The sequence below is a fragment of the Actinotignum urinale DSM 15805 genome (assembly GCF_000420445.1).
Taxonomy (GTDB): Bacteria; Actinomycetota; Actinomycetes; order Actinomycetales; family Actinomycetaceae; genus Actinotignum; species Actinotignum urinale.
In genome coordinates, this window is sequence record NZ_ATUY01000004.1 from 38,702 (window position 1) to 63,967 (window position 25,266).

Sequence of the window (25,266 nt, forward strand, 5' to 3'; positions counted from 1 at the left end):
TTTATGAAATAAGGTGTGGTCCGTTCCACCCTCTAATGGGAAAACAGCCCCGTTCAGACAAGAGTTTTTCTATAGTCTCGTGGCGTTAAACCACGAAGGGACTTGAAGGCAGCTGAAAACTTGGATGGGTTTTGGTAGCCTAAATCATTCGCAATTTCAAGTATGCTCTTCGATGAATCTTGTAAGAGCAAAGCCGCTGCATTAACGCGATACTCTTTCATATAGGCATAAATCGATTTTCCATAAATAATTTTGAACGCTTTTTTCATAGATGTGAGCGGCATATCAATGAAACTCGAACATTCGGTTAACGTATAAAATCGGTCAAGATGTGAAGTTAACCTTTTTTCCAAAGATTTGATCTTAGTTACTTGGGCGAAATTTAAAAAGTCGTTTTGTTGTTTTGCCAAAGAAATATCCATACCATCCAAATAAAGAAGAAGTTCTAATACCTTAATTTTCAGATAAGGAACTCTATCTTTTTCAGGAATTTGATAAATTTCGGCTAAGATATGGTTCGTTTGTGGATTGGAACGCATAATAAAGGTTTCATAGCCTTTTGATGTTCTACAGAATTTGTTTTTCAAATTTTCCACATCAACTGGAAATCCGTTTAATAATGTCCTTATCGCTTCAGAACCCTGCGGAAAGAGAATGCTGATTGTGATTCCGTGATAGTGTTTAAGTGGAAAGTAAAACTCTCCGCAATGCTGGGTGCGTACTTCCATCTGCAAATCACCAGCACTGATATAAGTGTACTTTTCCGGATGAATGCTATTTTCTATTCTTCCTTCTTTACAGTAATCAATGGTGAACATCGATTGATGTGGCTTGAAAGCTGAGTAACAAGTTTTGAGATGAAAGTCATTAAAAAGTACAAAGACGCCTTCGAAAAGGGAGTAGCAAGTCATCGTCCCCGAGCCGGTTTCATCATGCAAAAAAAAGATAGAACTGCCATCTTCTCGTTTCTGCATTTGGATATTATCTCCCATATTGCCTAAGGCGTTCATTGTCATGAAACCTCCTCTCTAAAAAAGTTCTGCAATTTCTGTACTGTCGTCGGGTTCAAATCATATTGCTCCTTAATCTGCCCATCTTTCATTTCAACAATATGCTGACAGGCAAGAGCGATGAACTCCGGATCATGAGTAATAATTAAGCATGTTTTTCCTAAAAGAATTATTCTCTTTATAATTTGTGCAAAACGCTGCATGTTTTCCAAATCAAGACCACTGGTCGGCTCATCAAAGATTAAAACATCTCGATTGCTCATCAGAGCGGAGGCTACTGCAACACGCTGCTTTTGCCCTCCTGAAAGAGACATGGGATGTTCATCTTTAAAGCCATCCAGATGGAGTTCTTGGAGCATTGCCTCGGCTGCAGAATGATTTTCTTCTTCCTGAGAAATCAAAAGCTCTTCCATAACCGTTTCTGTAAACAACTGATGATTCACTTCCTGTTGCACAAGATAGATCAGATCACGTCTTTTTTTAGGTGGAAAAGTCTTGTTTTTACAGATCAGTTTGCTTTTATCTTTTTTCACCAGTCCGCAAAGAAGTTTGGCAAAAGTGGACTTGCCGGCACCGTTTGGACCTATGAGAGCTGTTGCCCTTCCCAGAGGAAGTTGAAACTTCGGAATATTCAATACGCTTTGCGTATTGTGGTAGGAAAAATTCACATCGTAAAGCTCTAAAAAATCTTTCGTCGGCGATAATGGATCGGAAGCTCCAAATGAAAGCTGTTTTATGTCCGGAATACGTATCCCATGCGTTTCATAAAACGAACTCGGTAACTCGAAAAAGTTAACGCCTTGATAGTCTCCGATCATCTCGCCGGCATCAAGCAATATCACACGATCCACTAAATTTTTTAAATAATGGATGCGATGCTCGGCAATAACGATTGTTTTTCCCTCATCTTTCCAAAATTGTATCATCCCTTGCAAATTTGCGATAGCGGAAAAATCAAGATTAGCACTTGGCTCATCCATAAGAACAAGATTGGGAGAAAGCACAGCCACAGAGGCACAAGCAATTTTTTGTTTTTCTCCGGAAGAAAGATGAAACAAACTCTTTCCCATCAATTTCTCAATATGCAAAGAGGATACGATTTTGTTAAAGCGCAATCGAATATCTTCTTTTGACATACCTAAATTTTCACAGGCAAAAACCAGTTCACTATCCGTATCTACATTAAAAAACTGGCTGCGGGGATTTTGAAATACGCAGCCAACAATCGGCGCGAGTTCATACAGAGCAAGCGTTTGTGGACTTTTACCAAAAACAGATACACTTCCCAAACTTTTCCCTTCATAGTAATGAGGAATAAGTCCATTTAAAGCTCGTATTATGGTCGTCTTACCACATCCGGACATTCCCGTTAAAAGAACGCATTGACCGTCAGGGATTCTCAGATTGATATTTTTAAGTGTACTTTGGTCAGAGGATGTATAGGAAAAAGAAAAATTTCTTATTTCTATCATAACGAACCTCCGATCTTATAAAAGATAAGTACACACAAGCTAACAAGGCAAAGCATCAGAAAGAGTATATCCTGCAAATGGAATCCAATTTTACAGACATTGGTGCGCCTAATCGGCGCGCCTAAGCCACGTGTTAAAGCAGATGCGGAAAGTTCGTCACCGATTTTTACGCAGGACACCATCAGCGGAACCAGACGATATTCCACAGTTTTCCACGGTTTTGAACCACCTAAAGAGATGCCTCTCATTTTCATTGCATCGGCTATGGCGTGATACTCTTCCAAGATGGTAGGAAAAAAGCGAAAAACAACGGAAAGTGGAATCGTAATCTGGGTAGGAACACGCATGCGTTCCATTGCTGCCATAAACTCGCTGATTTTCGTTGAGCTGAGCAAATAGGCACCCATGGCAAGCCCCGGCATCATGCGAACAAAAATACCGCAAAAAGCCACCAACAGAAAACCTAAAAATCCGGTAACGAGCGGCAAAAGATATATCTGCCCTACATAGGCCGCTATGAATAAAATGGCATATATGGCGGCATATTTCCACTTGCTTTCAATAAGAAACAGTATAAAGGGAACGGATATAAGGAGTATTCGAATCGGAGCCAGCCAATATCCATGTCCTCCTCCCACAACGACAGCAGCGATGGTAAAGACAAGAAGTATTTTTGTTCGAGGATCAAGAAATTCTTTTTTTGATCGCGTTTGAATAGGCTGCATGATGGATTAGACAATCCCGGCGCGTTCGAACTGCTTTTTTAGAAGGGAACGTCCAATCAAAGCACCAAGGATGCCCGCGATAAATATGCCTACAAGTAATGGGATCAAACTCCAGTCCGGAATAAGCTTCATAAGTGCATCTGCATAGGCCTTTCCGTAACCGCCTTGTGCTAAATTTTGATAATAAGCATCACGGCTAATAACAATAGGAATATAGTTGCCGATCAGCCATATTGAAAAAATACCTTTGCTGAGAATTACTTTTTTTGCACTGGAATAATCCGAGGATTTTAATAACAAATCCGCTAAAAGGCCTGCGATAAGTCCGGTGAAGGGTGCATATACGCCCATTCCCATGACCCCGATTAGTAGTCCAAGCAAAAATCCCATAATGGTTATAAGCCCAAACTTTTTCGTTTTGCTCACAAACAACACATACGGAATACCGTCAATAAGCGGCACGATGATGCCTAAAAGCGGAATAAATATTGGCATGTAACCCAGCATTGCTACTGCCATGCAAAGAGCAAACATAATGGCAGTAAAAATACCTGTGGTTATCAAATCTTTTGCTTTAATTCCAGATGATTTTTTCATACGATTAACCTCCATTGAGTTAGAATAAGCTAACTTAGCATGAGTTAGGGTAAGCTAACTTAGCAGATTTAATTAAACCTCTTTAAGGGCATTTCATTCAACCCCGATTAAAATAAAAAGCTCCATTCGGACATTTTATAGAGCCTTGATTTCTGATCCATTTCTGAAGGTTATGCGGATATCTTCTTTGCTGAATACCGTGATATGATCTACAAGAGCACAGAAGCTCTGTTCGTCGAATGTTTGCAGAAGCCTGTCTTGTTTTTGTAGCTGCTTCAGGCAGAACTTGATATCGGCTTTGGTCGCCTGCATCTTTTTGAGCTTTCCTTCGACCTTCGCTAAGGCCGCCTTTTTTTCATTGTAGAAGCGTTCCAGATCTTCGTACTTTGCTTGGTACTCGCTCTGGTCTTGCGGGATGGCAGCATTTTGGCGGATAAGGTCTTCGATCATCTTGGCACAGACATCCATCTCACTTTCCAGCTTTGCTTTTTCGCCTTCCAAGGTATGAGTATCATAAACGCCTCCGACAATCTCTTGAAAGCTATTAAGAATCTCATCTTTATTCTCTATGAGCTTGTTGGTCGCAGAAAGGACGGCAGCTTTTAGCTCTTCATCGGTAAGATGCACGCCGTTTTTGCAGGGGGAGTTTTTCTTGCAGTGCCTGTTGCATTGCCAAATGACCTGCTTGTATTTGTCGTTGGAATGCCAGACTTTTGAACCGAGCCTTGTTCCGCATTCTCCGCAGTAGATCTTGCCGGAGAAAAGTCTCACGCCACTGTGTCTTCCTTTTTCGTTTTTGCGTCTTTCCATCTCGCGTTGTACGAGTTCCCACACCTCCGGTTCAATGATGGCTTCGTGGTTTCCGGAGACGTAGTACTGCGGAATTTCGCCTTCGTTTATCTTGTGCTCTTTGGTAAGAAAGTTCGTGGTAAAGGACTTTTGCAGGAGCGCATCGCCTTTGTATTTTTCGTTGGTAAGGATAGATTTGATGTTGCTTGGGTTCCAGCGAGGTTTTCCTGCAGGTGACGGGATACCGTCTTCGGTCAGAGCCTTTGCAATGAGGTGGTAGGTTTTTCCCTGCAGGTACATCGCATAGATGCGTTTGACGATTTTTGCCTGTTTGGGATTGACAACGAGGTTTCCGTCTTTTCCGCGGTCATAGCCTAAGAAACGTTTGAAGGGCACGGTCACTTTGCCATCGGCAAAGCGCTTTCTTTGTCCCCAGGTGCAGTTTTCGGATATTGAGCGAGATTCTTCCTGAGCAAGACTGCTCATGATGGTAATCAAAAGCTCGCCTTTGGAGTCAAAGGTCCATATATTCTCTTTTTCAAAGAAGCACTCGGTGCCGTGCTCTTTAAGCTTTCGGATGGTGGTTAAGCTGTCCACGGTATTTCTGGCAAAACGCGAGACCGATTTGGTGACGATAAGATCTATTTTTCCGTCAAGGGCATCTTTGACCATGCATTTGAAGCCCTCTCGCTTTTTGGTATTGGTACCGGTGATCCCTTCGTCGGTGTAGACACCCGCAAATTGCCAGTCATTTCTGGCTTTAATGTAATTTGTGTAGTAGTCTACCTGTGCCTCGTAGCTGGTAAACTGCTCATCGGAGTCCGTTGAGACGCGGGCATAGGCTGCCACGCGGCGTTTGCGTGAAGTGGTGAGCGGTGTTTTGGAGAAGGGTTTGATACTGGCGGGGATCGTCGTTACTTGTTTTGCCATTTCTTCTCCTTTCGCATTTGTTTGTACCGCTCAGACGTGTAGAAGTCTTTGATGGAGGTTTGGAACTTGGTGTGCTGCTCCTCTGTCCATTTGTGGCCTTCATGTGTAGGTTGGATCAGCTTGCGAGAAATCTCGTGCCCGTCATAAAAATGAAAGACAAGGTCTTCACGGTTAAGGACGCTGATATGGTCGATCTTCGAAAGAAAAATAGCGTCATCGAATGCATCAAGACCTAAGACCTCTGCGGTAAGTGAGCGCAAGAGGTCATCTCTGAGTCCTCTGGTGTCACAGCCGTTATGCTCGGCGCATCGCCAGTATCTGCGTTTTCCGCTGGGAGATGTTGAACAGTTTTGTGTTTGTGCGCGAAAATTGCATCCGCAATGTTCGCATCGGATTTTAGTTGAAAAGCAGGTGACGTCCGAGCGTTTCATGGCATGAGTGCGCCTATATTCTGAGGCGCGTTTGCGTGCCGCATCATCCCACGATTCTTTTTTGGCGTTATTTTCCCAAGTTTCGGTGATGCTGTGTCCGTCTTTGAAATGGAAAATGAGAACCCCTTGTTTGGGTACCGTGATTTTATCGATTTGCTCATTAAAAACAGCATCATCAAAATCCTCAAGACCGAGCACTTTGGCACAGCAAGTTTTAAGGATTCGATCCGGGATGGCTTTTGCCGAGCATGTACTGTACTTTTTCTTGCTGGAGCCGCATACCCAGCTGATGACTTTATCCCCAAGATTGGAGTGCTTGGCACGGTTGTTTCGGACGTTTCGCATATAGCTTTTCCCGCACAGCTCACATTTGATTTTTCCGGTAAAGCAGTAGATGTTCAGGCTCTTGTTTGCCCGAGGTCCCAGAGCACGTCTTCTTGCCATCTCTTCTTGCACATAGTCGAAAGTTTCCTTGTCGATAATCGCTTCATGGGTGTTTGCGATGAAATACTGAGGAAGCTCACCGCGGTTTTTCTTGCGCTTCTTGGTAATGGGATCTTCGACAAACTCTTTTTGACAGAGCAAATTTCCCGTATAAGTGACATTGGTCAGAACAACCTTAATATTGGAGTCCGTCCAGCGGTTGCCCTTTCTGGTTGTAATGCCTTCCTCTGCAAATTCACGCTCGGTTTCAAGGCGGGATTTTCCATCAAGGAAGTTTTGAAAGATGCGCCGTACGATCTTTGCTTCTTCAGGAACAACAATCAGGGTGTCATCCTTCCAGCGGTAGCCATAGACGTTATTTCGTATATTCGGGTTTCCTTCGGACATGCGTTTTCGGATGGCCCATTTGACGTTGTTAGAGATGCTGATGGTTTCTTCCTGTGCGAAAGAGGCAAGGAGCGTGAGCATCAGCTCACCGTCATCCGAAAGTGAGTTGATTTTTTCCTTTTCAAATCGGACCTCGATGTTGAGGTCTTTTAACTGTCTTACGACTTTTAGGAGGTCGACCGTGTTACGCGCGAATCGGGAGATGGATTTCGTTAAGATGAGGTCTATTTTTCCAGCCTTGCAGTCTTTCATCAGGCGCATAAACTCGGGACGTTTTTCCACTGATGTGCCGCTGATGCCTTCATCGGCATAGACACCGGCATAATCCCACTCGGGGTTCTTCTGTATCAAATCAGAATAAAAACTGATCTGTGCCGCCAGTGAGTGGTGCAGCCTTTGCGTTTCCATAGAGACACGGGCATAGGCGGCGACTTTTTTGCGGTTTGGCAGCGGTGATTTCTTTGCTTCGATTTTTATGATTTCAACCATAGAATCGTCTCCTTTCCGTGTCTATACATCACTCTAAAGAGCTGAAATAGCAAGTAAATAAAGCACCTAAGCCGGGGTGGTATCGCTCGATGAGTGCTTGATCAAGACGAACGAATTCCTCTTTATCGATGATGTTTTGCTTGAGCAAAGAAAAGAGGATGGAGCGGGATACTTCATAGGCAAGCTCGGATGCGAAGGCTTCAGTCTTCATGAGAGCCTCCGAATCGGTCTTGGATATAGCAAGCATGACTGCAATACTTTCTGTGCGCATTGCCATAGGAAGTGAAAGTTTTTCCGCAGCATGGGCAGGTGAATATATAGATTGCCTTTTTATTCAGATCTTCCGGATGCTCTTTCCACCAGCTCATCCGGCAGTGCTCTGAGCAGAATTTTTGCTCTTTCCCTTTTTCCTTGACGGGCATTGGCTTTCCGCAATATTTGCAGTAGCGTAGTGCTGTTAAAGCTTTTGAGGAACCTGTTCTCAGACCTTCTTTTTGGCAAAAGGAAGCCACGGTGCTTTTCGACAAATTTAAGGTGGCAGCAATTACGGCATAACTTGCACCGTTTCGTCTCATGTTGTAAATGCTTTGTTTTTCATCATTTGTCATATCATCCCTCCAGACAGAGGGCAGGTCTTGCTGTCCCTCTAACACTCCCTGAAGAGACGAGGGCGTTATGGACGAATCTTTTTCTGCCTTCTACTGTTCCTCTGGAGGTTTTTGAAGAAGTTGAGCGGACAAAATAAAAAAGCCCGCAAGGGAGTGAAGATTTCTCCTCACGCCTTGCGGGCATATCAATGCATTCAGCTTAGAGCAGTTCGTTTACTCGTTTTTGTACAGCTTCGTAATCGTAGCCTGCTTTCGTCAGGCGGTTTACACGGTCCTTACCGTTTCCCCAGTCGCCGCGGATGACCTCTCGGGCAAGTGTGTCGATGGACTTTTTCGGCTTTATGCCTAAAAGCTCATTTACGCGTGCCTGCACTGCGTCGTAGTCGTAGCCTGCTTTGGTAAGACGGTTTACTCTGACCTCACCGTTTCCCCAAGCACCTGCGATGACTTCGTGGGCCAGCGTATCGACAGACTTTCTTGCAGGAGCGGAGCTTGTGCCTTTGCCATAGCCGTTAAAGCCGCCTTTCCTGATGATGGAGGGATAGTCCACATAGGCAAGATCCATATCGCATCTGCCTGCGATGCCCGGCACCGAGCCGCTCGAAGAATACTGCCAAAGGCCGTATTGACCGCCATAGGTGCAGCGACTGTTCCACTGCGCTACCCAGAAGGCGTAGCGGTTTCTCACATCAGGGGAAACGTAGTTTAGGGCTGCTGAGAGCGAGGTATAGAAGCCCGCAAAGTATCCGCCCGCTTCCATCTCATTGCAAAAGGCTCGAATGAGCGAGTCGCAAAAAGCCCGTCCGCGGGCAAGCTGTGACTTTTCTTCCAAATCAAAGTAGATGGGATAGTCAAACTGCTTGCCGGAGAGCACCTGTTTGCAGACACGTGCTTCTTCGCGTGCCTCTCCGGCGCTTCCCGCATAGGAGTACCAATAGGCTCCCACGTGAAGACCTGCCGCTTTGGCGCAGGCGTAGTTCGTCTCAAACCACTTGTCTTTTTGAGAAAGTGTCGAGCCGTAGCCTGCACGAATAATGACGAAGTTAATCCCGCTTTGTTTTACACGCTTAAAATCAATCGATCCCTGCCAGGTTGATACATCAATTCCTTTTATAGTCATAGTTATTTTTCCTCCTTTTCTGCGCGGTCATGAAGCTGTGCCAAGACCGCCTTGAGTTTGTCCGGGACAGGAAGTCCCAGATGAGTCGCGTTTTCCACAAGCGACAGCCCTTCGTTTGAGAGATAGAAGGAGATGACGGCCGTGCGAAGAATCGCGCCCTGTGTGATGACGTTAGTGTCGATGATGTTGGCAACGGCGACCAGAATGAAGATCACGACCTTTTTGGCGATGCCTTTAAAGCCGACTTCGCTTGAGAGCTTTTTATCGGAGACGGCGCACATAATGCCTGTCACGTAATCGCAGATGACAAAGGCGATCAGCGCATAGAGAAGTCCGTCAAAGCCTCCTAAGTAATAGCCGAGCCAGCCTCCGATGCCGACAAAAATAAGTTGAATGGTTGTCCAGAATTCTTTCATAATAGATTCCTCCTTTGATTTTGAACATGAAAAAAAACCGTCAGTACGGCTTTATGCGAACAAATAGTGGATAGGTGCTTATTCTTGAGTTTCTGTGGCGAGATAGATTATACTTCCTGTTAGTGTATATGTTCTGTTTGGGTCCGGCTTAGGTGGTGTATCTGAAACCGGGGTGTCCTGGGTATTCAGATTCTCAAACTCCTTAAGAACAGGTGCATTGGTTGCAGTGGCAGATGATTGGTTAGGATTTATCATCAGGCAAAGAGCGCCTGTTTCAAGCATGATAAGAGGACGACTATATTCCTCCTCCATGATAAATGCTGTTCCAACGATTGCAGAAGCAGGCTTAATTGGTGAAACGCATAAAGCCAACAGTGGTCCGAAGGAATTATCTGTAAGGGAGCGAATAGAAGCCGTGAAATAAAGGGTAGCGAAAGGGCCCTCAACGATCAGATAACTTTCTTGTTTGAATACTACGGCTGGATTGCTACTTGTCAGAGGAAAAATTTTTCGCTCTTTTCCTTTTCTTAGTACTGCGATCGCATCGCCCGTTGTTTTGGCATCCGCCGCATAGCCTTCTTTGGAAAGCGTTGCATCAAGTGTGAGAACAGATTTAGGAACAGCGTCAATAGCTTCTTGCACTCGATTTTGCATTTCGCTGATCTTCTGGTCGACCGTGTTCAGTTTTTCATTCATACGGCTTTTCAACTCATTGGTAGAGTTTTCGCGCTTTTTTTCATCTTCATTTCGTGAACTTTCTGCATTTTGCCGTAATGCCTCGGCATTCGTTCTTTCTGTTTCAGCATTTTTGCGGGATGTTTCAGCGGATGCTCTTTCTTTTTCCGCCTGAACACGGTTAGCTTCGCCAGATGTCGTGGTTTCAACCTGCTGATTGATGGCGGCAATCGAGTCGTGGATGGCTCCGCGCACGTCTTTGCCGTAGACGGCCGATAAAATTTTACTGAGATAGGTCTTCACGTTGGCCATGTTCTTTTTCCTCCTTCCCGTCCGCTGCGCTGATCTGCTCGCTCATAAGGGCTATGCGCTGACCTTTTTCTTCTGAGAGCAAGGCTTCTATGATGAGGTCAAGTAAAAAGCCGGGAAGCTCATACTTTCCGGCAGTTTGGTTGAGTGCGTATCTCAGTTCGTTTCTCGCTTTTTCAAGGCGCAGGATGAGGGGCAGTTCGTTTTCTTTCATAGCGCACCTCCGAAGAGTTTCACGAAGAAGTCGATGATCTTTCTGAAATTGCGGGCAGCCGCAATGAGCTCAGAGGCATCCTTAACTGAGATTTCTTCGTGCTTGTCGGTGCCTAAGATGATTTCGATGGCTTTCTGCCATTCATCGTCTTTGATTGGAAAGACCGTATCATCCGGCTTTGTTGCTTCTTTTTCGTTTGACTTTTGTTCGATCAGTTCATGTTCTTCCATTGCTGTATCCTCCATGTTTAAAATGTTGCTTCAATCAAAATTCCATTTTTAAACCGCATGCGACATCCGTTTGACCAGCTGGCGACCGTACCGTCGCTGCTCATGGCATTGATTTTTACAAAATGAAAGGCTCCGTTAATGGCTCCGTCAGGCCAGCTGACATTTCTCAGTCGGTTGTAGTGCATGTCGATGTCACATCCGGCATTTAACATCCCGCCGGAGAAGTTTCCGAAAGATGATCTGGCATAGGTCCAAACCATCTCATAGCTGCCGCCACCCGCAGGCTGCGCCGCCCATGTCATATAATCTCCGGTTCGCTCGAGGTCAAAGTTGAGGCCTGCGATGGTGTTGGAGCCGGCAAAGCCGTTTCCGCCGACCAGTCCCAGTTCTTTGTCCTGGTAGTAGATGGAGAGCTTGCCGTAGCCCACACGGACTTTGGTGTCCCCAGAGGCAGCGACAATGCTGCCGTCAATATCGGCTCCTTTGGCGGTGAGGTGCCCATAAGTCGTGAGCTTAAAGTTCGGAGAATCCACCGAGAGCCTTTTGGCACTGAGTGCTCCTGAGCTCATATTCCAGCTGATGTTCCCGGTTCTGTCTTTTAAGGTTCCGGCACGAATCAGATCGGCATTTAGCGTGCCGGTCGTGATGTAGTCGGCCACAATCGCGCCGTTCATCGTGATGGCGGTGCCGTAATATCCGTTGTATCCGGTCTTGGAATAGCCGAGGCCGCCTGCGTTCCATCGCCAGACCTTTTTGGCTGTATTCTTATCCGCTGTGTCCATGATGAGAATCTCGTTTTTGCGGGTCACGACGTGTCCGGTCGTAGCTGCTGTGATAAGAGCGGTGGCGTTATCCTTGGCAAGGCGAAGCGTGTCGGACTGTGTGGGAAGCCGCTCAATGCGCTCGACCAGTTCTTTTTTCTCGCTGATGCTTCGCTCAGAAAGACCTGCCTTCACTTCGGTTCCAAGTACCACCGTAGAGGATTCAGGGTGATCCAAAGCGATCGTAAGCTCCGTCAGCGGAAAGAACCTGTCCATGCCATGAGGCGGCGAGATGACACGAATACGATCTCCGATCTTCATCGCTTCCATATCGGCATGCACAAGATGCAGATCGACAGCGGTGAGTGTCAGGGTGACATCGGCAAACTGGCTGTCTTTAAGATATTTTTCCGCCTTCTTCTTTAAGTTGGCAGGTACAGAGACATTTTCGAAGCTCACGGTTTTGGTGACGATACCGAAGTTTTGAATGGCGGAAGGCGACTCCACATAAGTCTTGCCACCGTTGACGCTCTTGATGGTGGTATATTCCTCAAGCGCGGCAATGCTTGATGTCTCAAGCCTTTTGCCAAGCGGAATCACACGGGTAGCGATGTCTTCTGCCAAAAGCGTGTCGGTGTAGTCAAGGAGGTTTTCTCCGAACTCAATCACCTGTGTGTTGGTGTTATCGGATTCTGCAAGATAGTCCAGATAGCGAATCTCTCCCACATGGCGCACACGAAGAAAGCCGCCCAAGCGTTTGACGAGTTTGTCGGTGATGGCATCCAAGGTGGTCTCCCAGTTGGTGTAGCGGTAAAGCGAGTCGTTGGGGTCGGTAACGGTGACCTGCCCGACCGTGAAGCGCTTATTGTGCGCGCCGTCTTTTGCCATCTGATTGTTGTGCTTGGCAATAAGCATCTCAAGAAAAGCGCGGGGCGAGACGTCATGAAATTCGGAAGGCTCCTGCACGGAGTCCAAAAGAAAGGCCAGTTCTCCTTCGCAGGTGATGCTCTTGGTGCCGTAAAAGTCCCGCTCAACTGATAAAATGCGGCCGTAAAAAAGTGCCACACCGTCACGCTCCACACGGACGGTGGAATCCAGCGCTTTGAGCTTTTCGTAGAGCGGATTGATCTTCGGTACGCGGGCAGAAAATGTGCCGGATTTTCCAAGCGCCAGCTCCAGCACCGGATCAATAAGAACAGCCTCATCATCGCCCGGTATATAGAGCACGTGCTCATCTAAAAACACTTGGTACATTAAAGGCTTCCTCCTCTCACAGATACGGTGACGGTGTAAGTTCCAAAAAAGCGCAGCGTGTCGCCGGATTCAGGAATGACAAGGTCGGCGAAACGATTTGTGCCGGCATGAAGCGTCCACGACTTTCTCAGCTTGATGGAGTAGACGTAGTTTTTTCTGCCTTCGGTTTCTTGGTAGTTTCTGACATGAAACGTCGGCACCATCGGAACGTGCGATCCGGGAACAAGAAGGTCGGTATAAGAGCTTACGCTCACATCCCGATAGTCTCGGATGATGCCGCTTTCAAAGTTAAACGAGTCCCAAAGCCAATCCTCATCGCTTGCGGCAAGCTCCCATTTATACGGATCGCAGGCAATCTCCAGCTCAATTTGTCCCAAAGCGCGGGTGCGCTCAAAGTTTTTTACTTCGGCTCGGCCTTCAAAGTAGTATTCCGGCTCGGAGTCCAAGATGACCTTGACATGCTTTCCATGTATTTCGTCGAGGAAGGCTCGGAGCCTTCCTGCCCAGCTTTCGATCTTTCCGATGCCGCCAAGCGTAAAGGAGAGCGTGCGTCCTTCGTATTCGCATCGTCCCGTCAGAGCCTCTGTGAGATCGAGGCGCTTGGATGATCCGGGAATCTCAACGATGAGTGTTTTAGGCTTTGGCATACCGACCACGTCGGTGTTGGATACGACAAGCCCGTAATTCTTCCACGTGTGTTTGCCGTTTAGAGTGGCTCCAAAGCCTATGTTTTGGTTCATTTCATCCTCCTTCCTACGTAAGCGGCGCGTCTTCCCAAGGCTCCATCCAGTTTTGGTGTGAGTGCTCCGACCAGCGCACCGGAGTCCAGTACGATGTCTTTTTCCGAATTTCCGGCGATGATGGCGAGGTACTTTTCCATGAGTGTTGTGTCCCGGGCGGCAAGCATGCCTTCGAGCTTGTCGTAGAAAGACTTGAGCGGCAAAATCGCCTCCGATCCCGCTTCGCCTCCCGCCATAAGGGCACTTCCGTTCATGCCGAAAAGCGTCGGTCTCGTCATGATGCCGCCTTCCTTGTACCAGTCAATGGAAAGGTGCGGCACTCTGGGCGGCACGATGGAAAAGCCGCCGGAGATCGAAAAATGCGGCAGCTTGATATGCGGAAGCTCGATGTGAAGGCCGGAGAAGAAGCCTTTGATCGTATCGATAATGCCTTTGATGGTGTTTTTGGCCGCTTCGATCGGTGCGGTGATAGCGGACTTGATGCCGTTCCACACGGAGGTGGCCGTGCTCTTGATTCCGTTAAAGATGTTTGTCACGGTAGACTTCACGCCGTTAAACACATTTGAGACGGTTGACTTAATCCCACCTACCACACCGGAAATCATGTTTTTGATGCCGTTCCAGATACTGGATGCCGTGGTGCTGATGGCCGTGAAGACCGAGGAGACCGTGTTGGACACAGCACTTACAGCTCCCGTGACAACAGACTTGATTCCTTCCCAGATGCCGGTGAAAAAGGAGACGATCCCATTCCAGGTGTTCTCAAAGAAGGTCTTGATCGCCGTCCAAACCTCGCTCCAGTTCGTGCCAAACCAGGAGAGCACGGTGTTCGTCACACCTTTGATGGCTTCCCAGACAGACGTGAAGATTCCGGAGATGGCCGTCCAGATGCCGGAGAAGACTTCATTGATGCCGTTCCACAGCTGACTCCAGTTGCCGCTAAAAAGCCCTGCGAAAATATCAAAGATGCCCGTCAGGATGTCGAGGGCTCCTTGTAAAATCGCGGCAATTGCTGAAAAGGCGTTCTCAAATACCGGCGCCAAAAGCTCGGTGAAACCGTTCCAAATGGCAGATACCAGCTCGCCGAAGGACTGAAAGTCAAAACCTAAGGCGTTGATGCGTTCGGTGATACCGGATGCGAAGTTTGAAAAAGCCTCCTTGATGCTGTTCCACGTGCCGATAATGGAATCCCTGAAACCTTCTGAGGTGTTCCACAGATGCACAAAAGCGGCAACCAGTGTGCCGATGATGGCAACGACTGCCACCACGGGAGCAGAGATGCCGCCGATGGCAGCTCCTATTTTGCTCATGAGACCGGACATGCCGCCCATCTTGACCATGAAGCCGGTGACCGCTTTTCCTACGCTTGAAAAGGTCGTGATAAGCGATCCGATCGATGAGGTCAGCTTGCCGATCACAATAAGCGCAGGTCCCAAGGCGGCGATAAAAAGTCCGATTTTGATGATGGTGTTACGCGTTCCTTCGTCCATGCCGTTTAACTTGTCAACGAAGTTTTGAAGCCAGGTGACGAGTTTTCGGATCGTAGGCATTAAGGCATCACCGATGGAGATGGCAAGTTCCTGCAGCTGACTTTTTAAGATGGTGAGCTGTCCGGGAAGGTTGTCCTGCATGGTTTCTGCCATCTTTTCTGCCGAGCCGTCACAGTTGTCGATGGCGGAAGACAGCTTTTCGATGTCGGCAGGGGCAGCGTTCATGAGGGCGAGAAAGCCGCTCATGGCGTGCTTTCCGACTAATGATTCTGCCGCCTGTGCCTTTTCGGACTCGGAAAGTCCCGAGAAGGCCTCCCGGCAGTCGCCCAAGATGCCGGAAAGAGAGCGCATGGAACCGTCCGCATTGGTCGTGGCCACTGTGACCTCACCGATGGATTTTCCTGAAATGGTGAAGTCCTTGCTGAGGTTGGTCATGACGGTACGAAGGGCGGTGCCCGCCTGTGTGGATTTGATCCCGGAGTTTGCCATAAGGCCGATGGCCTCTGCGGTATCTTCAGCGCTAAAGCCCAAGGCGCCTGCAATCGGGGCGCAGTATCTAAAGGTCTCGCCCATCATGGAGACGTTGGTGTTCGCATTGGACGACGCCGCGGCGAGGATATCGGCAAAGTGTCCGGAGTCTTTCGCGGAAAGCCCAAAGGCGGTTAAGGCATCGGTCACGATATCGGAAGTGAGGGCTAAATCTTCTCCGGATGCGGCGGCAAGGTTCATGATGCCGTCAATACCGGAGATCATGTCTTTCGATTTCCAGCCGGCCATCGCCATGTAGTTCATGGCGTTAGCCGCGTCGGTGGCGGAGAACTTCGTCTTTTCGCCCATCTCACGTGCTTTATCGCGCAGGGCCTGAAAGTCCTCTCCGGTAGCTCCGGATATTGCAGAGACCTTCGACATCGCTTCATCAAAGTCACCCGCGGTCTTGACCGCCAGTACGCCAAGTCCTCCCACGGCAAGAGAAACCGGCATGATCTTTTGCCCCGCGCCCGTGATAGCGTCACCCGCTTTAGTGAAAGCGGCTCCTGCCGCATCCATCTTGGAAAAGACTGCGTTGGTGTTGATTGCTTCCTGCTGCAGGCCTTTAAGCTTTTGTTCGGTTTCGACAATCTCACGCTGCAGTGCGTCGTATTTGTCCTGGCCGAGGTCTCCCGACTCCAGCTGTGCCTTGGCTTGTTCCTGGGTTGTCTTTAAGGTATCAAGCTTTTCTTTGGTTGCTGTGATGGCGTTTTTCAGCATTTTTTGCTTTTGCGCCAAAAGCTCCGTGTTTTTCGGATCGAGTTTTAAGAGGCGGTTGACATCTCTTAAGGAGGACTGCGTTGTGCGGATGGTGGAGTTCACTTGTTTTAAGGCTTTATCCAGTCCCGTGGTATCTCCGCCGATTTCCACGGTGATGCCTTTGATGCGTGAGGCCATGCGTCCTCCTTTCTTGAACAATAAAAAAACACCTCATCGGGTGCTAAAAGCGGTCAAAATCTTCTTGTGTGGCAAGCCGCCTGTAACTTGCACTGTCGTTTGCTTTTTCCGTCCACATATCGAGAAGCAGCCCGATGGAGATGAGATCCATGTCCACAATGGGAATGCCGATCTGACAGGCACGAAGCATAAGAAGTGGCGTTGTCATGGGCCGCTCGCTTCTTATCTGCCTTTTTTTGGTGAGACCTCTGTCTTTAAGTTCTCACCCCAAAGGGAGAGGATTTCAGGAAGTACCTGATAGATGGAAAACATCTCAAAGCCGTCCAGCCACTCTTCAATGGAAGCGGGCACGCTTTTGTCTGCGTGCAGCGCCATGATGTAGGCGACGTTTTCAAAAATCTCTAAGTCTTCAACGGGAAAGCCGCCGTCCTTATCTTTCTTGCCCTGATAGCTTTTTTCGAGCTTGGCTAAGTCTTTAAAAATATCCCGTCCGAACTTCGCACGGTAAAGGCGCGGGATAGCAGCAGACGAGCGAAACTTTACGGGTACACCCGAAACGTCAATGGTCTTTTCAATCATGGTTATTTTCCTCCTGCTGGTGTGCCTGCCTGCGGCACGTAGACCGCCTTATACCAGTTCGCATAGGTTGCAGCATCAGTGCTATCTCCGGTCTTGGCTTTGACAAGGCCGTCCGATCTTGGATCTGCGGTAAGAGACAGGGTTTCCGTTCCCGGCTCAATGGTATCTTCTTTGGTTTCCGACTCGATGGAAGGACGAGAGGCCGTGCAGTTATATAAGGCATGGCGGATCGCTTTGATGTCGCCGTCAAACTCAAAAAGCAAAGCGAACTTCACAGACTCTGCTGTGTTGGAGTTTTCCACGAGCACCCCTTTGGCATCGAGGGTCTCCTGCAAAATCTCGGTGCGAAACCACTCAGGGATGAGAGCAATCTCGAGATCCCCGGAGTAGCCGTTGTTGGTGACGGTTCTAAAGTAGACAATGCCGTCGGCATAAAAGGGAGAAGATTCGCCTTCCGCGTCAAGCGACAGCGAAACCGCGCCAGGGATGGGTTTTGGTGTTTCGTACGTAAAGGTGGATACGCCGTTCGAGACGGTTTCTGCCATCTTGGCGGCATAGACGTTTTTAATGTTATATTTGACTTTGTTGTTTTTATTTGCCATGTTTCATCATCCTTTCAACTCAAATGAATAGGAAACCTCGTAGAGGTCTTCTGCGTTGATATAGACTTCGGCCTTGTCGAAAAACTGATCGTGGCGGATAAGAAGGTCTTCGATTCTTTTTTCGAGCGCACGGTCTTTTTTGTCGGTGTAAAGCTCCAGATAAAATCGGTTCACGGGAAAATACACCTGACCGTCTGCCGCAAAGTTATGCGACTCCGGCGTTACGTAGCAGATAAAGGGCGGATCAGGTGCCTGGCCTTCTTCAAAATGGTCGTAAGCAAAGGGAAGCGCGACCTCTTTCAATATTTCTATGATTTCATCCATCTTTGATCATCCTTTCGATCTCTTTCATAAGCTGCTCTTCACCGATTGTCTCGGCAGGCGCGATATGAGGAATTGCCCTCGTCCTGCCGCCATTCCTTTTGGCGTGGCCGTGTTCTAAGAGGTGTGCCAGCTGGTAGCGGTTACGAGAGTAGACCGTCACCTGCAGGGCATGGGAGGACTCGGAGGTTTTCTTTTGCGTCCAGCTTTTTTGATAGTCGCCGTGCTTCTTTGGCGCATGCGCCTTGATTTCTTTTTTGGTGGTCGTTGCCGCTTTGGTGACGGCTTGCTTCATGCCTTCCGTTGTCGTTTTGGCATAGGCGTTGAGTTCTTCCATCACGGCATCAGCAAGGCCGGAGATTTTGACTTTTCGGCTCATCAGGTTCTCTCCTTTACGCAGAAAAACTTGATCGCTCGCTTCCTGAAAGACAGGTGGTCAATTTTTTCGATGTCGTAGGCGCAGCCCTGAAAGACGATGCGAAAGTCTGTCGTGCTCATCGCTGCCGTTTTCGTACACCACCTGACCGTCACCGCCATGTCCGCCTTATCCACTTCAGAAGCTGCGATAAAGACTTCGCGCCCGCCTTCTCCTGAGATGGTGGCGGCACAGGTGTAGTCATCTTTCCACGTTTCGATTTGGTTTCCGATGGCATCACTTTCCACGGTTCTTTTTTGGAAGGTGACGGTGACATTGAGAAGAGCGATATCCATATCAGAAGCTCACCTGCCTTTCTCCGAAAAGAAGAGCGCGAAGCGTCAAGGTGAGCGCATGGTGATCGGCTTCTTCTCGGTGTTCGTAGAGATAGGCCACCGTAAAAAGCACGGCAATGCGCCCGTTTTCAAAAGAAGAGAGGTCTTCGGTGCGTGCCACGTTTTTGACCAACTCGGTGGCAGAGGGTATGAGCGACTCGATGAGTGCGTCATCGTCGTCAAAATCCACGCGGAGATAGTTTTTCACGTCTTCAAGGCTCAGCATGCTTCCTCCTTTCCTGCAAGGAAAAGGCGACTCCCTCGTATAAAGAGAGCCGCCTTATGGCTAAGACGTTTATTTTTACGCACCGGCTTTGAGAATCTGCACGGCCTCGGGCAAGATCAGTTTTCCGTCCACACGTTCTTTGGCAACGTAGCCCACCATGCCGTTTCCGGCAAAAAGCTCTCGAAGTTCCTGAAAACTCCTGGTTCCGCGATCTCCGATGTTGTAATAGGAAAAATCTCCGAAAGCCACGCCTGCTTTTCCCGTCTCCAAAACAGGGCAGAAGGCAGAGGTCTTAACCGGATAGCCGCAAAGACGGTCCGGTTCTCCCGCCTGATAGCTCGGCTGCCAGATGTAGGCCTGATTGTTATCCTTGAGCTTTCGAAGGGCGGCAAGCGTTGCGTCATTTAAGATAAACGCAGCGTTTTTGCGGTATGGGCGCTTCAAAGAGTAGATGAGCGTCAGGATATCGTCAGTTTTAAGCGCGGTACCCGTGAGTGTGACGGAAACCTCTCCTCCGCCGGTTGCGGCAAAGATGCCAAGCGGCTTGTTTTTGCCGTCGCCGTTTAAGAAGGCATCTTCTTCCGCGTTACCGAGTGCTTTGCCGAACTGGTCGATGATGTAGCTTTCCAAATTGAAAGCATTGTCGTAGAGCAGTTCTTCGGTAACCTTGATCGCTACATGAAGCTTATGGGCATCGAGCACCACCTGATCAAAGGTCGCCTCGCCGAAGCTTAAGGCTTGACCTTCCTCGATCCATGCCGCGGCAGGCTTAGTAGCCGCGATATTGATTTTGTGTTCGCCGGACGTGGTGATGGTCGTGGCGAGGCTTCGGAAGATATTCTCTTCGGTCAGCTTGTCAATGAGGCGGCTGTCCCATTCTTCAGGTACCAGATAGCCGCCGTTTTCGTCTTTGCCTTCTTCCAAGATGTTCGAGATGCGCTTAAAGCCGCTTCGCAGGGCAACGAGCATATCCTTGGCATAGGAAGAGGAGGCACGTCCGTGCTTTTCTTCCGTCTCTGTGGAAAGCACGGCCGGTTTTGCCGTAAGCGGCGTACCGAGCGGCTTGCTCATCTTGTCTTCGATGTCCTTTTGACGGCACATGCGCTCAATTTCTGTGCTATAGGCTGCGATCTCGGCTTCCAGCTTGTCGTAAGCCGCTCCGTCTTCAGCGCTAAGCAGTCCGTCTTTGTCTCGATGGGATTCCAGAAAAGCCTTTGCGGCCTCCCAGGTCTTGGCACGTTTGTTCAAAAGTTCAGTAATCGTCATGGTAGGTTTCCTCCTTAAATAAAGTGTTTGATAAGATCAAGGCGTGTTTCCAAGTCCTTGACTTTATAGCGGTGGGTAATCGGTTCTGCCGTTTGGGCAGGCGTTTTTGCCTCACAGGCCGCCGCATAGTCACAGAGCTTTTTATTGATGGCGGCTGCGACCTTGCGGCGTGAAAAGAGCATCGGTGTCTCCGTGAGGCTTTCAGATTCTTTTCCGTTTAGCACGGCACTTTCACCATTTGTAGGATCTTCGTTCTCGCCTTGCGGATAGAGATCCTGCCTTGATGTGATGCGGTCGGCAAAGTGCAGCTCTATTGCCTTTTCCGCGTTCATCCAGGTCTCTTCATCCATGAGTGAAGCGAGCTTTGCATGAGAAAGACCGCTTTTTTGCTTGTAGGCACCGATGATGGATTCTTTGACCTCGGATAACATCCCGATGGCACGCTGCATATCCTGTGTATCTCCGATGGCCACGGTGGATGGGTTATGGATCATGAGCATGGAAACAGGACTCATGAGAATCTCATCTCCAGCCATCGCAATGACTGATGCGGCGGATGCCGCAAGACCGTCAATTTTGACCGTCACCTTGCCTTGATAGTTCAAAAGCAGGTTATAGATCTGAGCGGCCGCAAAGCAGTCGCCTCCCGGTGAGTTGATCCAGACGGTGATGTTGCCTGTGCCGTCATCAAGTTCGGATTTAAAAAGAGCCGGTGTGACTTCATCGTCAAACCAGCTCTCCTCGGCAATCACGCCATCCAGGTATAAAGTTCGTGTTTCATTTTCGTTTGGATCGGGACTTTTGTTTTTCGTCCATCTCCAAAATTTCTTCTGTCGGTTCATCGGTATCCTCCTTGTTTTTCGTATAAGCCGATCCCGCATCGGCAAGCTTCACGACATTGCCGTTTAAGACATGCAAATCGCCGCCATCTTCTTTTGAGAGCAGATCCATATCTTCTAAGCGCCTCACATCGTTGACCGAGAAGATGCCGTTTTGTATGCCGGTGGCATAACCTCGCATGCGGCTCTCATAATCGCCTCGCAAAATCCCGTCCACGTTAAAGCGAATGAGATAGTCTTTCTTTTGTTCGGGCAAAAGAAGCGAACGCTGCATGGACTCCTCAAAGCGCACGAGCCACGGACGCAGGGTGTAGGTCATAAACTCCAAAGATTGGTGCTCGATATTGGAAAAGGTCGCATGTTCGAGATCTCCGATCATATGGGGCGGCACGCGGAAGATGCGGGCAATCTCATCGATTTGAAACTTCCGCGTCTCAAGAAACTGCGCGGCTTCCGGTGAGATGGAAATCGGCGTGTAGCTCATGCCTTCTTCCAAAATGGCGACCTTGTTGGAGTTCTGCGATCCGCCAAAGCCCTGCTCCCAAGACTGTCGGATCTTTTCCGGGTCTTTCACCACGCCTGGCATCGACAAAATACCGGAGGGGTTGGCACCGTTTTTAAAGAATGCCGCACCGTATTCTTCGGTGGCCATTGCCATGCCGAGAGCGTTTTTCGCCATCGCAATCGGGCTGTAGCCGACAAGACCGTCAAAGCCCAAGCCCGGGATATGGAGTACCTCAGAAGGAGAAAGCCTTACCCGTCCGTTTTTAAGCGTTGGAGCATCGCTTTTACTGACCTGATATTCGTAGTAAAGAGTGCCATTTTCATCCCGGTCAACCGTCATTTTGTTGGCCATGAGCGGGTATAGGGCGACAACTTCACCTTTGCCGTTTCGGATAATCTGTGCGTAGGCGTTGCCCCACAAGAGCAGATGGCACATGAGGGTTTCTCGGAAGATAAATGAGGTCATCTCCGGATTCGGCTCATCGTGCAGCAAAAAGTAAAGGGAGATGTCCGTCGCTTTCTCTTTGCCGGCATTTCCTTTGAGGCGAAAGAGATGAAGCGGAAGACCGGCGACCGCCTCAGCTAAAACTCTTACACAGGCATAGACGGCAGTAATCTGCATGGCAGAGCGCTCCGTCACCGCTTTTCCCGATGTGGTGTGCCCGAAGTAAAAGCGAAAGGCAGAGCCGGCGGTTTGATCTTTCGGCTTATCTCTTGAATGAAAAAGTGATTGTAAAAATCCCATAGGCAAAATCTCCTTTACAAAAATAAAATGCCGCGGCTGTCATAGACTGACTCGCTCGTATCGCATCCCATGCGGATCGCTCGGTCGAGTGCCATTACAAGCGCAACGGCACCGTCGACTTTCTCGGTGGATTTGGCTTTGTCGATTTTGATATTTCCAGCAGGATCGGTTCGGATGAAGATGTTATCCATCATCCAGCGAAGGACGGGTTGTCCGCCGTGTGCGAGGCGCTTGGAAAGCACGAGGTTCATCAGTTCTTTGGTGGGAGGCGACATCGAAGCAAAGCCCTGACCGAAAGGAACGACCGTAAAGCCGATGTTCTCTAAGTTCTGCACCATCTGAACGGCTCCCCAGCGGTCAAAGGCGATCTCCCGGATGTTGAAACGCTCGCCTAAGCGCTCGATGAATTTTTCGATAAAGCCGTAGTGGATGACGTTTCCTTCCGTAGTCTGCATCGCACCTTCTTTAATCCAGATGTCATAGGGCACATGGTCACGGCGCACTCTTTGTTCTGCATTTTCTTCGGGAATCCAAAAGTACGGAAGGATAGTGTATTTCTCGTCTTCATCACGGGGCGGAAAGACCAGCACAAAGGCGGTGATGTCGGTGGTGGATGAAAGGTCAAGGCCTCCGTAGCAGATTCTGCCTTCGAGTGCCTTTTCATCCACATCAAAGGCACAGGCGTCCCATTTGTCCATCGGCATCCAGCGGATTGATTGCTTTACCCACTGGTTCAGGCGAAGCTGACGAAACAGGTTCTCCTCCGCGGGGTTTTCTTTAGCCTGCAGGAAGGCGGCTTTCACCTTATCCAGTCCCACCGTGATGCCAAGGGAGGGATTGGCTTTCTTCCAAACCTCAATATCTGACCAGTCATCGCTTTCTTTAGCACCGTAGATTACGGGATAAAAGGTTGGGTCATGCTTTTTGCCGCGCAGGATATCCAGTGCTTTTTGATGCTGCTCATAGCAGATGGAATGGGTATCGGTTCCTGCGGTAGTAATCAGAAAGTAGAGCGGCTGCATGCGGGCATCGCCCGAGCCTTTGGTCATGACATCAAAAAGCCTTCTGTCCGGAGCGGCGTGAAGCTCGTCGTAGACCACGCCGTGAATGTTTAAGCCGTGCTTGGTATAGGCCTCAGAGGAGAGTACCTGATAGAAGCTGTTGGTCGGCTTATAGATGAGCCGCTTTTGTGAGGCTAAAATCTTCACGCGCTTGGCAAGAGCCGGCGACATCTTCACCATATCTTCTGCCACGTTAAAAACAATCGATGCCTGCTGACGGTCGGAGGCACAGCCGTAGACTTCGGCTCGCTGTTCACCGTCCCCGCAGCATAAAAGAAGTGCTACAGCTGCAGCAAGCTCGGATTTTCCCATCTTTTTGGGGATTTCGATGTAAGCGGTGTTGAACTGGCGGTAGCCGTTGGGTTTCAGTACACCGAATAGGTCGCGGATGATCCGTTCCTGCCAGTCGATCAGCTCGAAGGGCTTTTCCGCCCATGTGCCCTTGGTGTGCGTGAGGCACTCGATAAAGGAGACGGCATAGTCGGCTTTTCTCCTGTCATAGTGAGAAGTCTCTGCCATGAACTTGGTCGGCTTATAGTTTTTCAGTTTTCGCATGCCATCCTCCTTTCTGTGGCATAAAAAAAGACCGCTTCTGCGATCTCGTCATCAATCTATTTCTACGAGCAAAAGAGCCTAATCAGCTCTTTTGTCGGAACGTTCGTTCTTTGTTATTTCGTTGCCGCTTTTCCCGCAGCGTAGGCTTCTTCGAGCATCGCTTTCAGTCCCCAGACCGAAACTTCGATGAAGTCGTCGCCGTCGTTATGCCTGGTTTCAAGGTCGCCTCGATCTTCGATTTCCCAGTTGTTTTTCTTTGCGATCGCGAGCAGTGTTTTTTCAATCTTCTTTGTCATGGTTTTTTCCTCCTTTGCCTGTGTTCCTTTTGGCATGTACATATATCACTCTGTTTGGAGGGAATAGCAAGTCATTTATCGAGGTTTTTGACCTTATTTTTCCGTGTTTCTGAGAAGAAATTCATCGTAAGTGATCAGGCCGTTATCGTAGTCTTCATAGGCTTTGTTGCCTTTGAAATTCTCACGTTCCTTTTGCTTTCGCTCTTTGTATCGCTTCAGGTATTCGCTGTAGGCGATCTTTCCTTCGTCGTAGAGCTTCTGTTCCGGCTCCCGTTCGTAGAGCAGGCGCTTCTTTTCCTTTAACTTGGCGGTGGCTTCTAAAAAGCTCTGTCTTTTGGCTTCTTTGTTTGTCATGGCTTGCCTCCTTAGCCTAAAAGCTCATCCAGTTTGCGGTATTCTGCAGCGCGCCGTGCATATTCCTGTTCGAGGCACTGTCTTCTGAATCCGTTTTTGCAGGCTCTGCCTTCACGCTCGATGCGCTGAAGTTCTGCTTTGCGTGCCTTTAGGATGTCGTAGGCATTTGCTGCATCTTCTTGAATGGCGGCTTTATCTTTTTCAAAGGTTGTCATTTTGTCACCTCCATTTTGAAAGCTGGAATCAAGGCGTGCTCATCGCTTCCGAAGTGCGTATAACGTTCTTTTACTCTTACAATGCCGTCCAGTTTGCAGCCGAGTTCCTCAAATTTCGCAATGGTTTCAATCAGGCTTGAAAAAGTGCTGGAAATCGTAAACTCCTTAATTCCAAACTTTTTTAAGTCCCGGATGATTTCTTCAATATCGTGTTCCCAGATAACATCGGCAAAGTTTGGCAGTTCATTTTCAGCTTCCTTGCTGTAAAGGTAGGCCTGGGCAAGTGTGGGATGGCAGCCGACATCGCTCCATTTCATTCCTGTTTTGGCGTTTTCTATGGCCTTTACTTCGTACTTCATCTTGTTTTCCTCCTTTGGCTTTCTGTGCTTCTTGCATGTACATATATCACTCTGTTTGGAAGAAATAGCAAGTTATTT

Annotated in this window: 31 protein-coding genes; all 31 read right to left on the reverse strand. The window is 48.5% G+C overall.

The genetic code is table 11. The features are described from left to right. Positions 1-53: 53 nt before the first annotated feature. On the reverse strand, positions 54-1,016 hold the full coding sequence (locus G445_RS0103965; protein WP_022866272.1) for a helix-turn-helix domain-containing protein: 963 nt from the start codon (positions 1,014-1,016) through the stop codon (positions 54-56). Next, entirely contained in the window at positions 1,013-2,482 is a 1,470-nt protein-coding gene (locus G445_RS0103970) for an ABC transporter ATP-binding protein (RefSeq protein ID WP_022866273.1), read from the reverse strand. The genes G445_RS0103965 and G445_RS0103970 overlap by 4 nt, the downstream gene beginning before the upstream one ends. Continuing rightward, positions 2,479-3,207, reverse strand: coding sequence for an energy-coupling factor transporter transmembrane component T (locus G445_RS0103975; protein ID WP_022866274.1), 729 nt, complete (start codon positions 3,205-3,207; stop codon positions 2,479-2,481). The genes G445_RS0103970 and G445_RS0103975 overlap by 4 nt, the downstream gene beginning before the upstream one ends. A 6-nt stretch (positions 3,208-3,213) precedes the next feature. Further along, positions 3,214-3,804: an MptD family putative ECF transporter S component gene (locus tag G445_RS0103980; protein WP_022866275.1), complete on the reverse strand. Its 591-nt coding sequence runs from the start codon at positions 3,802-3,804 to the stop codon at positions 3,214-3,216. 135 nt (positions 3,805-3,939) lie between these two features. Further along, positions 3,940-5,523, reverse strand: a complete 1,584-nt coding sequence (locus tag G445_RS0103985; protein ID WP_022866276.1) for a recombinase family protein — start codon at positions 5,521-5,523, stop codon at positions 3,940-3,942. Continuing rightward, complete coding sequence (locus G445_RS0103990; RefSeq protein WP_022866277.1) at positions 5,508-7,274, reverse strand: recombinase family protein; 1,767 nt, start codon at positions 7,272-7,274, stop codon at positions 5,508-5,510. Before G445_RS0103990 ends, G445_RS0103985 begins: the two co-directional genes overlap by 16 nt. 28 nt (positions 7,275-7,302) lie before the next feature. Continuing rightward, positions 7,303-7,485, reverse strand: coding sequence for an SHOCT domain-containing protein (locus G445_RS0103995; protein ID WP_084676473.1), 183 nt, complete (start codon positions 7,483-7,485; stop codon positions 7,303-7,305). After that, a complete protein-coding gene (locus G445_RS11160) occupies positions 7,475-7,882 on the reverse strand; it encodes a helix-turn-helix domain-containing protein (RefSeq protein ID WP_084676480.1) in 408 nt (135 codons plus the stop codon). Before G445_RS11160 ends, G445_RS0103995 begins: the two co-directional genes overlap by 11 nt. Positions 7,883-8,081: 199 nt before the next feature. Next, positions 8,082-9,002, reverse strand: a complete 921-nt coding sequence (locus G445_RS0104000; protein WP_022866279.1) for a GH25 family lysozyme — start codon at positions 9,000-9,002, stop codon at positions 8,082-8,084. Positions 9,003-9,004: 2 nt separating this feature from the next. Continuing rightward, positions 9,005-9,418: a phage holin family protein gene (locus G445_RS0104005; protein ID WP_022866280.1), complete on the reverse strand. Its 414-nt coding sequence runs from the start codon at positions 9,416-9,418 to the stop codon at positions 9,005-9,007. A 78-nt stretch (positions 9,419-9,496) separates the two neighbouring features. Then, complete coding sequence (locus G445_RS0104010) at positions 9,497-10,405, reverse strand: hypothetical protein (RefSeq protein ID WP_022866281.1); 909 nt, start codon at positions 10,403-10,405, stop codon at positions 9,497-9,499. After that, positions 10,377-10,616 (reverse strand): hypothetical protein, encoded by a 240-nt coding sequence (locus G445_RS0104015; RefSeq protein ID WP_022866282.1) that lies wholly within the window; start codon positions 10,614-10,616, stop codon positions 10,377-10,379. The genes G445_RS0104010 and G445_RS0104015 overlap by 29 nt, the downstream gene beginning before the upstream one ends. Continuing rightward, the gene (locus G445_RS0104020) at positions 10,613-10,846 is read right to left on the reverse strand and encodes a hypothetical protein (RefSeq protein ID WP_022866283.1); all 234 of its coding nucleotides are present in this window, start codon (positions 10,844-10,846) and stop codon (positions 10,613-10,615) included. The genes G445_RS0104015 and G445_RS0104020 overlap by 4 nt, the downstream gene beginning before the upstream one ends. A 17-nt stretch (positions 10,847-10,863) precedes the next feature. Next, positions 10,864-12,861: a phage tail spike protein gene (locus tag G445_RS0104025; RefSeq protein ID WP_022866284.1), complete on the reverse strand. Its 1,998-nt coding sequence runs from the start codon at positions 12,859-12,861 to the stop codon at positions 10,864-10,866. After that, positions 12,861-13,601: a hypothetical protein gene (locus tag G445_RS0104030; RefSeq protein ID WP_022866285.1), complete on the reverse strand. Its 741-nt coding sequence runs from the start codon at positions 13,599-13,601 to the stop codon at positions 12,861-12,863. The genes G445_RS0104025 and G445_RS0104030 overlap by 1 nt, the downstream gene beginning before the upstream one ends. Next, a complete protein-coding gene (locus tag G445_RS0104035) occupies positions 13,598-16,516 on the reverse strand; it encodes a phage tail tape measure protein (protein WP_022866286.1) in 2,919 nt (972 codons plus the stop codon). Before G445_RS0104035 ends, G445_RS0104030 begins: the two co-directional genes overlap by 4 nt. A gap of 43 nt (positions 16,517-16,559) precedes the next feature. Continuing rightward, the gene (locus G445_RS11655) at positions 16,560-16,724 is read right to left on the reverse strand and encodes a hypothetical protein (protein WP_019190627.1); all 165 of its coding nucleotides are present in this window, start codon (positions 16,722-16,724) and stop codon (positions 16,560-16,562) included. A gap of 14 nt (positions 16,725-16,738) precedes the next feature. After that, a complete protein-coding gene (locus tag G445_RS0104045) occupies positions 16,739-17,095 on the reverse strand; it encodes a hypothetical protein (RefSeq protein WP_022866287.1) in 357 nt (118 codons plus the stop codon). Positions 17,096-17,097: 2 nt separating this feature from the next. Continuing rightward, positions 17,098-17,697 carry a major tail protein gene (locus tag G445_RS0104050; RefSeq protein ID WP_022866288.1) on the reverse strand — a complete coding sequence of 200 codons (600 nt, stop codon included), beginning with the start codon at positions 17,695-17,697 and terminating at the stop codon, positions 17,098-17,100. A 6-nt stretch (positions 17,698-17,703) separates the two neighbouring features. Beyond that, on the reverse strand, positions 17,704-18,021 hold the full coding sequence (locus G445_RS0104055; RefSeq protein ID WP_022866289.1) for a hypothetical protein: 318 nt from the start codon (positions 18,019-18,021) through the stop codon (positions 17,704-17,706). Beyond that, positions 18,014-18,397: an HK97 gp10 family phage protein gene (locus tag G445_RS0104060; protein ID WP_019190623.1), complete on the reverse strand. Its 384-nt coding sequence runs from the start codon at positions 18,395-18,397 to the stop codon at positions 18,014-18,016. Before G445_RS0104060 ends, G445_RS0104055 begins: the two co-directional genes overlap by 8 nt. Further along, entirely contained in the window at positions 18,397-18,729 is a 333-nt protein-coding gene (locus tag G445_RS0104065) for a phage head closure protein (protein ID WP_022866290.1), read from the reverse strand. Before G445_RS0104065 ends, G445_RS0104060 begins: the two co-directional genes overlap by 1 nt. Position 18,730: 1 nt before the next feature. Next, the gene (locus tag G445_RS0104070) at positions 18,731-18,994 is read right to left on the reverse strand and encodes a head-tail connector protein (RefSeq protein WP_002563688.1); all 264 of its coding nucleotides are present in this window, start codon (positions 18,992-18,994) and stop codon (positions 18,731-18,733) included. Between the two features lie 75 nt (positions 18,995-19,069). Next, on the reverse strand, positions 19,070-20,260 hold the full coding sequence (locus G445_RS0104075) for a phage major capsid protein (protein WP_022866291.1): 1,191 nt from the start codon (positions 20,258-20,260) through the stop codon (positions 19,070-19,072). Positions 20,261-20,274: 14 nt separating this feature from the next. Then, positions 20,275-21,102 carry a head maturation protease, ClpP-related gene (locus tag G445_RS0104080; protein ID WP_022866292.1) on the reverse strand — a complete coding sequence of 276 codons (828 nt, stop codon included), beginning with the start codon at positions 21,100-21,102 and terminating at the stop codon, positions 20,275-20,277. Then, entirely contained in the window at positions 21,038-22,348 is a 1,311-nt protein-coding gene (locus G445_RS0104085; RefSeq protein WP_022866293.1) for a phage portal protein, read from the reverse strand. The genes G445_RS0104080 and G445_RS0104085 overlap by 65 nt, the downstream gene beginning before the upstream one ends. Positions 22,349-22,362: 14 nt before the next feature. After that, positions 22,363-23,964 carry a terminase large subunit gene (locus G445_RS0104090; RefSeq protein WP_022866294.1) on the reverse strand — a complete coding sequence of 534 codons (1,602 nt, stop codon included), beginning with the start codon at positions 23,962-23,964 and terminating at the stop codon, positions 22,363-22,365. 113 nt (positions 23,965-24,077) lie between these two features. After that, positions 24,078-24,260 (reverse strand): DUF6900 domain-containing protein, encoded by a 183-nt coding sequence (locus tag G445_RS0104095; RefSeq protein WP_026420939.1) that lies wholly within the window; start codon positions 24,258-24,260, stop codon positions 24,078-24,080. A 93-nt stretch (positions 24,261-24,353) separates the two neighbouring features. Then, the gene (locus tag G445_RS0104100; RefSeq protein WP_019133527.1) at positions 24,354-24,614 is read right to left on the reverse strand and encodes a hypothetical protein; all 261 of its coding nucleotides are present in this window, start codon (positions 24,612-24,614) and stop codon (positions 24,354-24,356) included. Between the two features lie 11 nt (positions 24,615-24,625). Then, positions 24,626-24,829: a hypothetical protein gene (locus tag G445_RS0104105; RefSeq protein ID WP_019133526.1), complete on the reverse strand. Its 204-nt coding sequence runs from the start codon at positions 24,827-24,829 to the stop codon at positions 24,626-24,628. After that, positions 24,826-25,188, reverse strand: coding sequence for a DUF7698 family protein (locus tag G445_RS0104110; protein WP_022866296.1), 363 nt, complete (start codon positions 25,186-25,188; stop codon positions 24,826-24,828). The genes G445_RS0104105 and G445_RS0104110 overlap by 4 nt, the downstream gene beginning before the upstream one ends. Between the last annotated feature and the right edge of the window lie 78 nt (positions 25,189-25,266).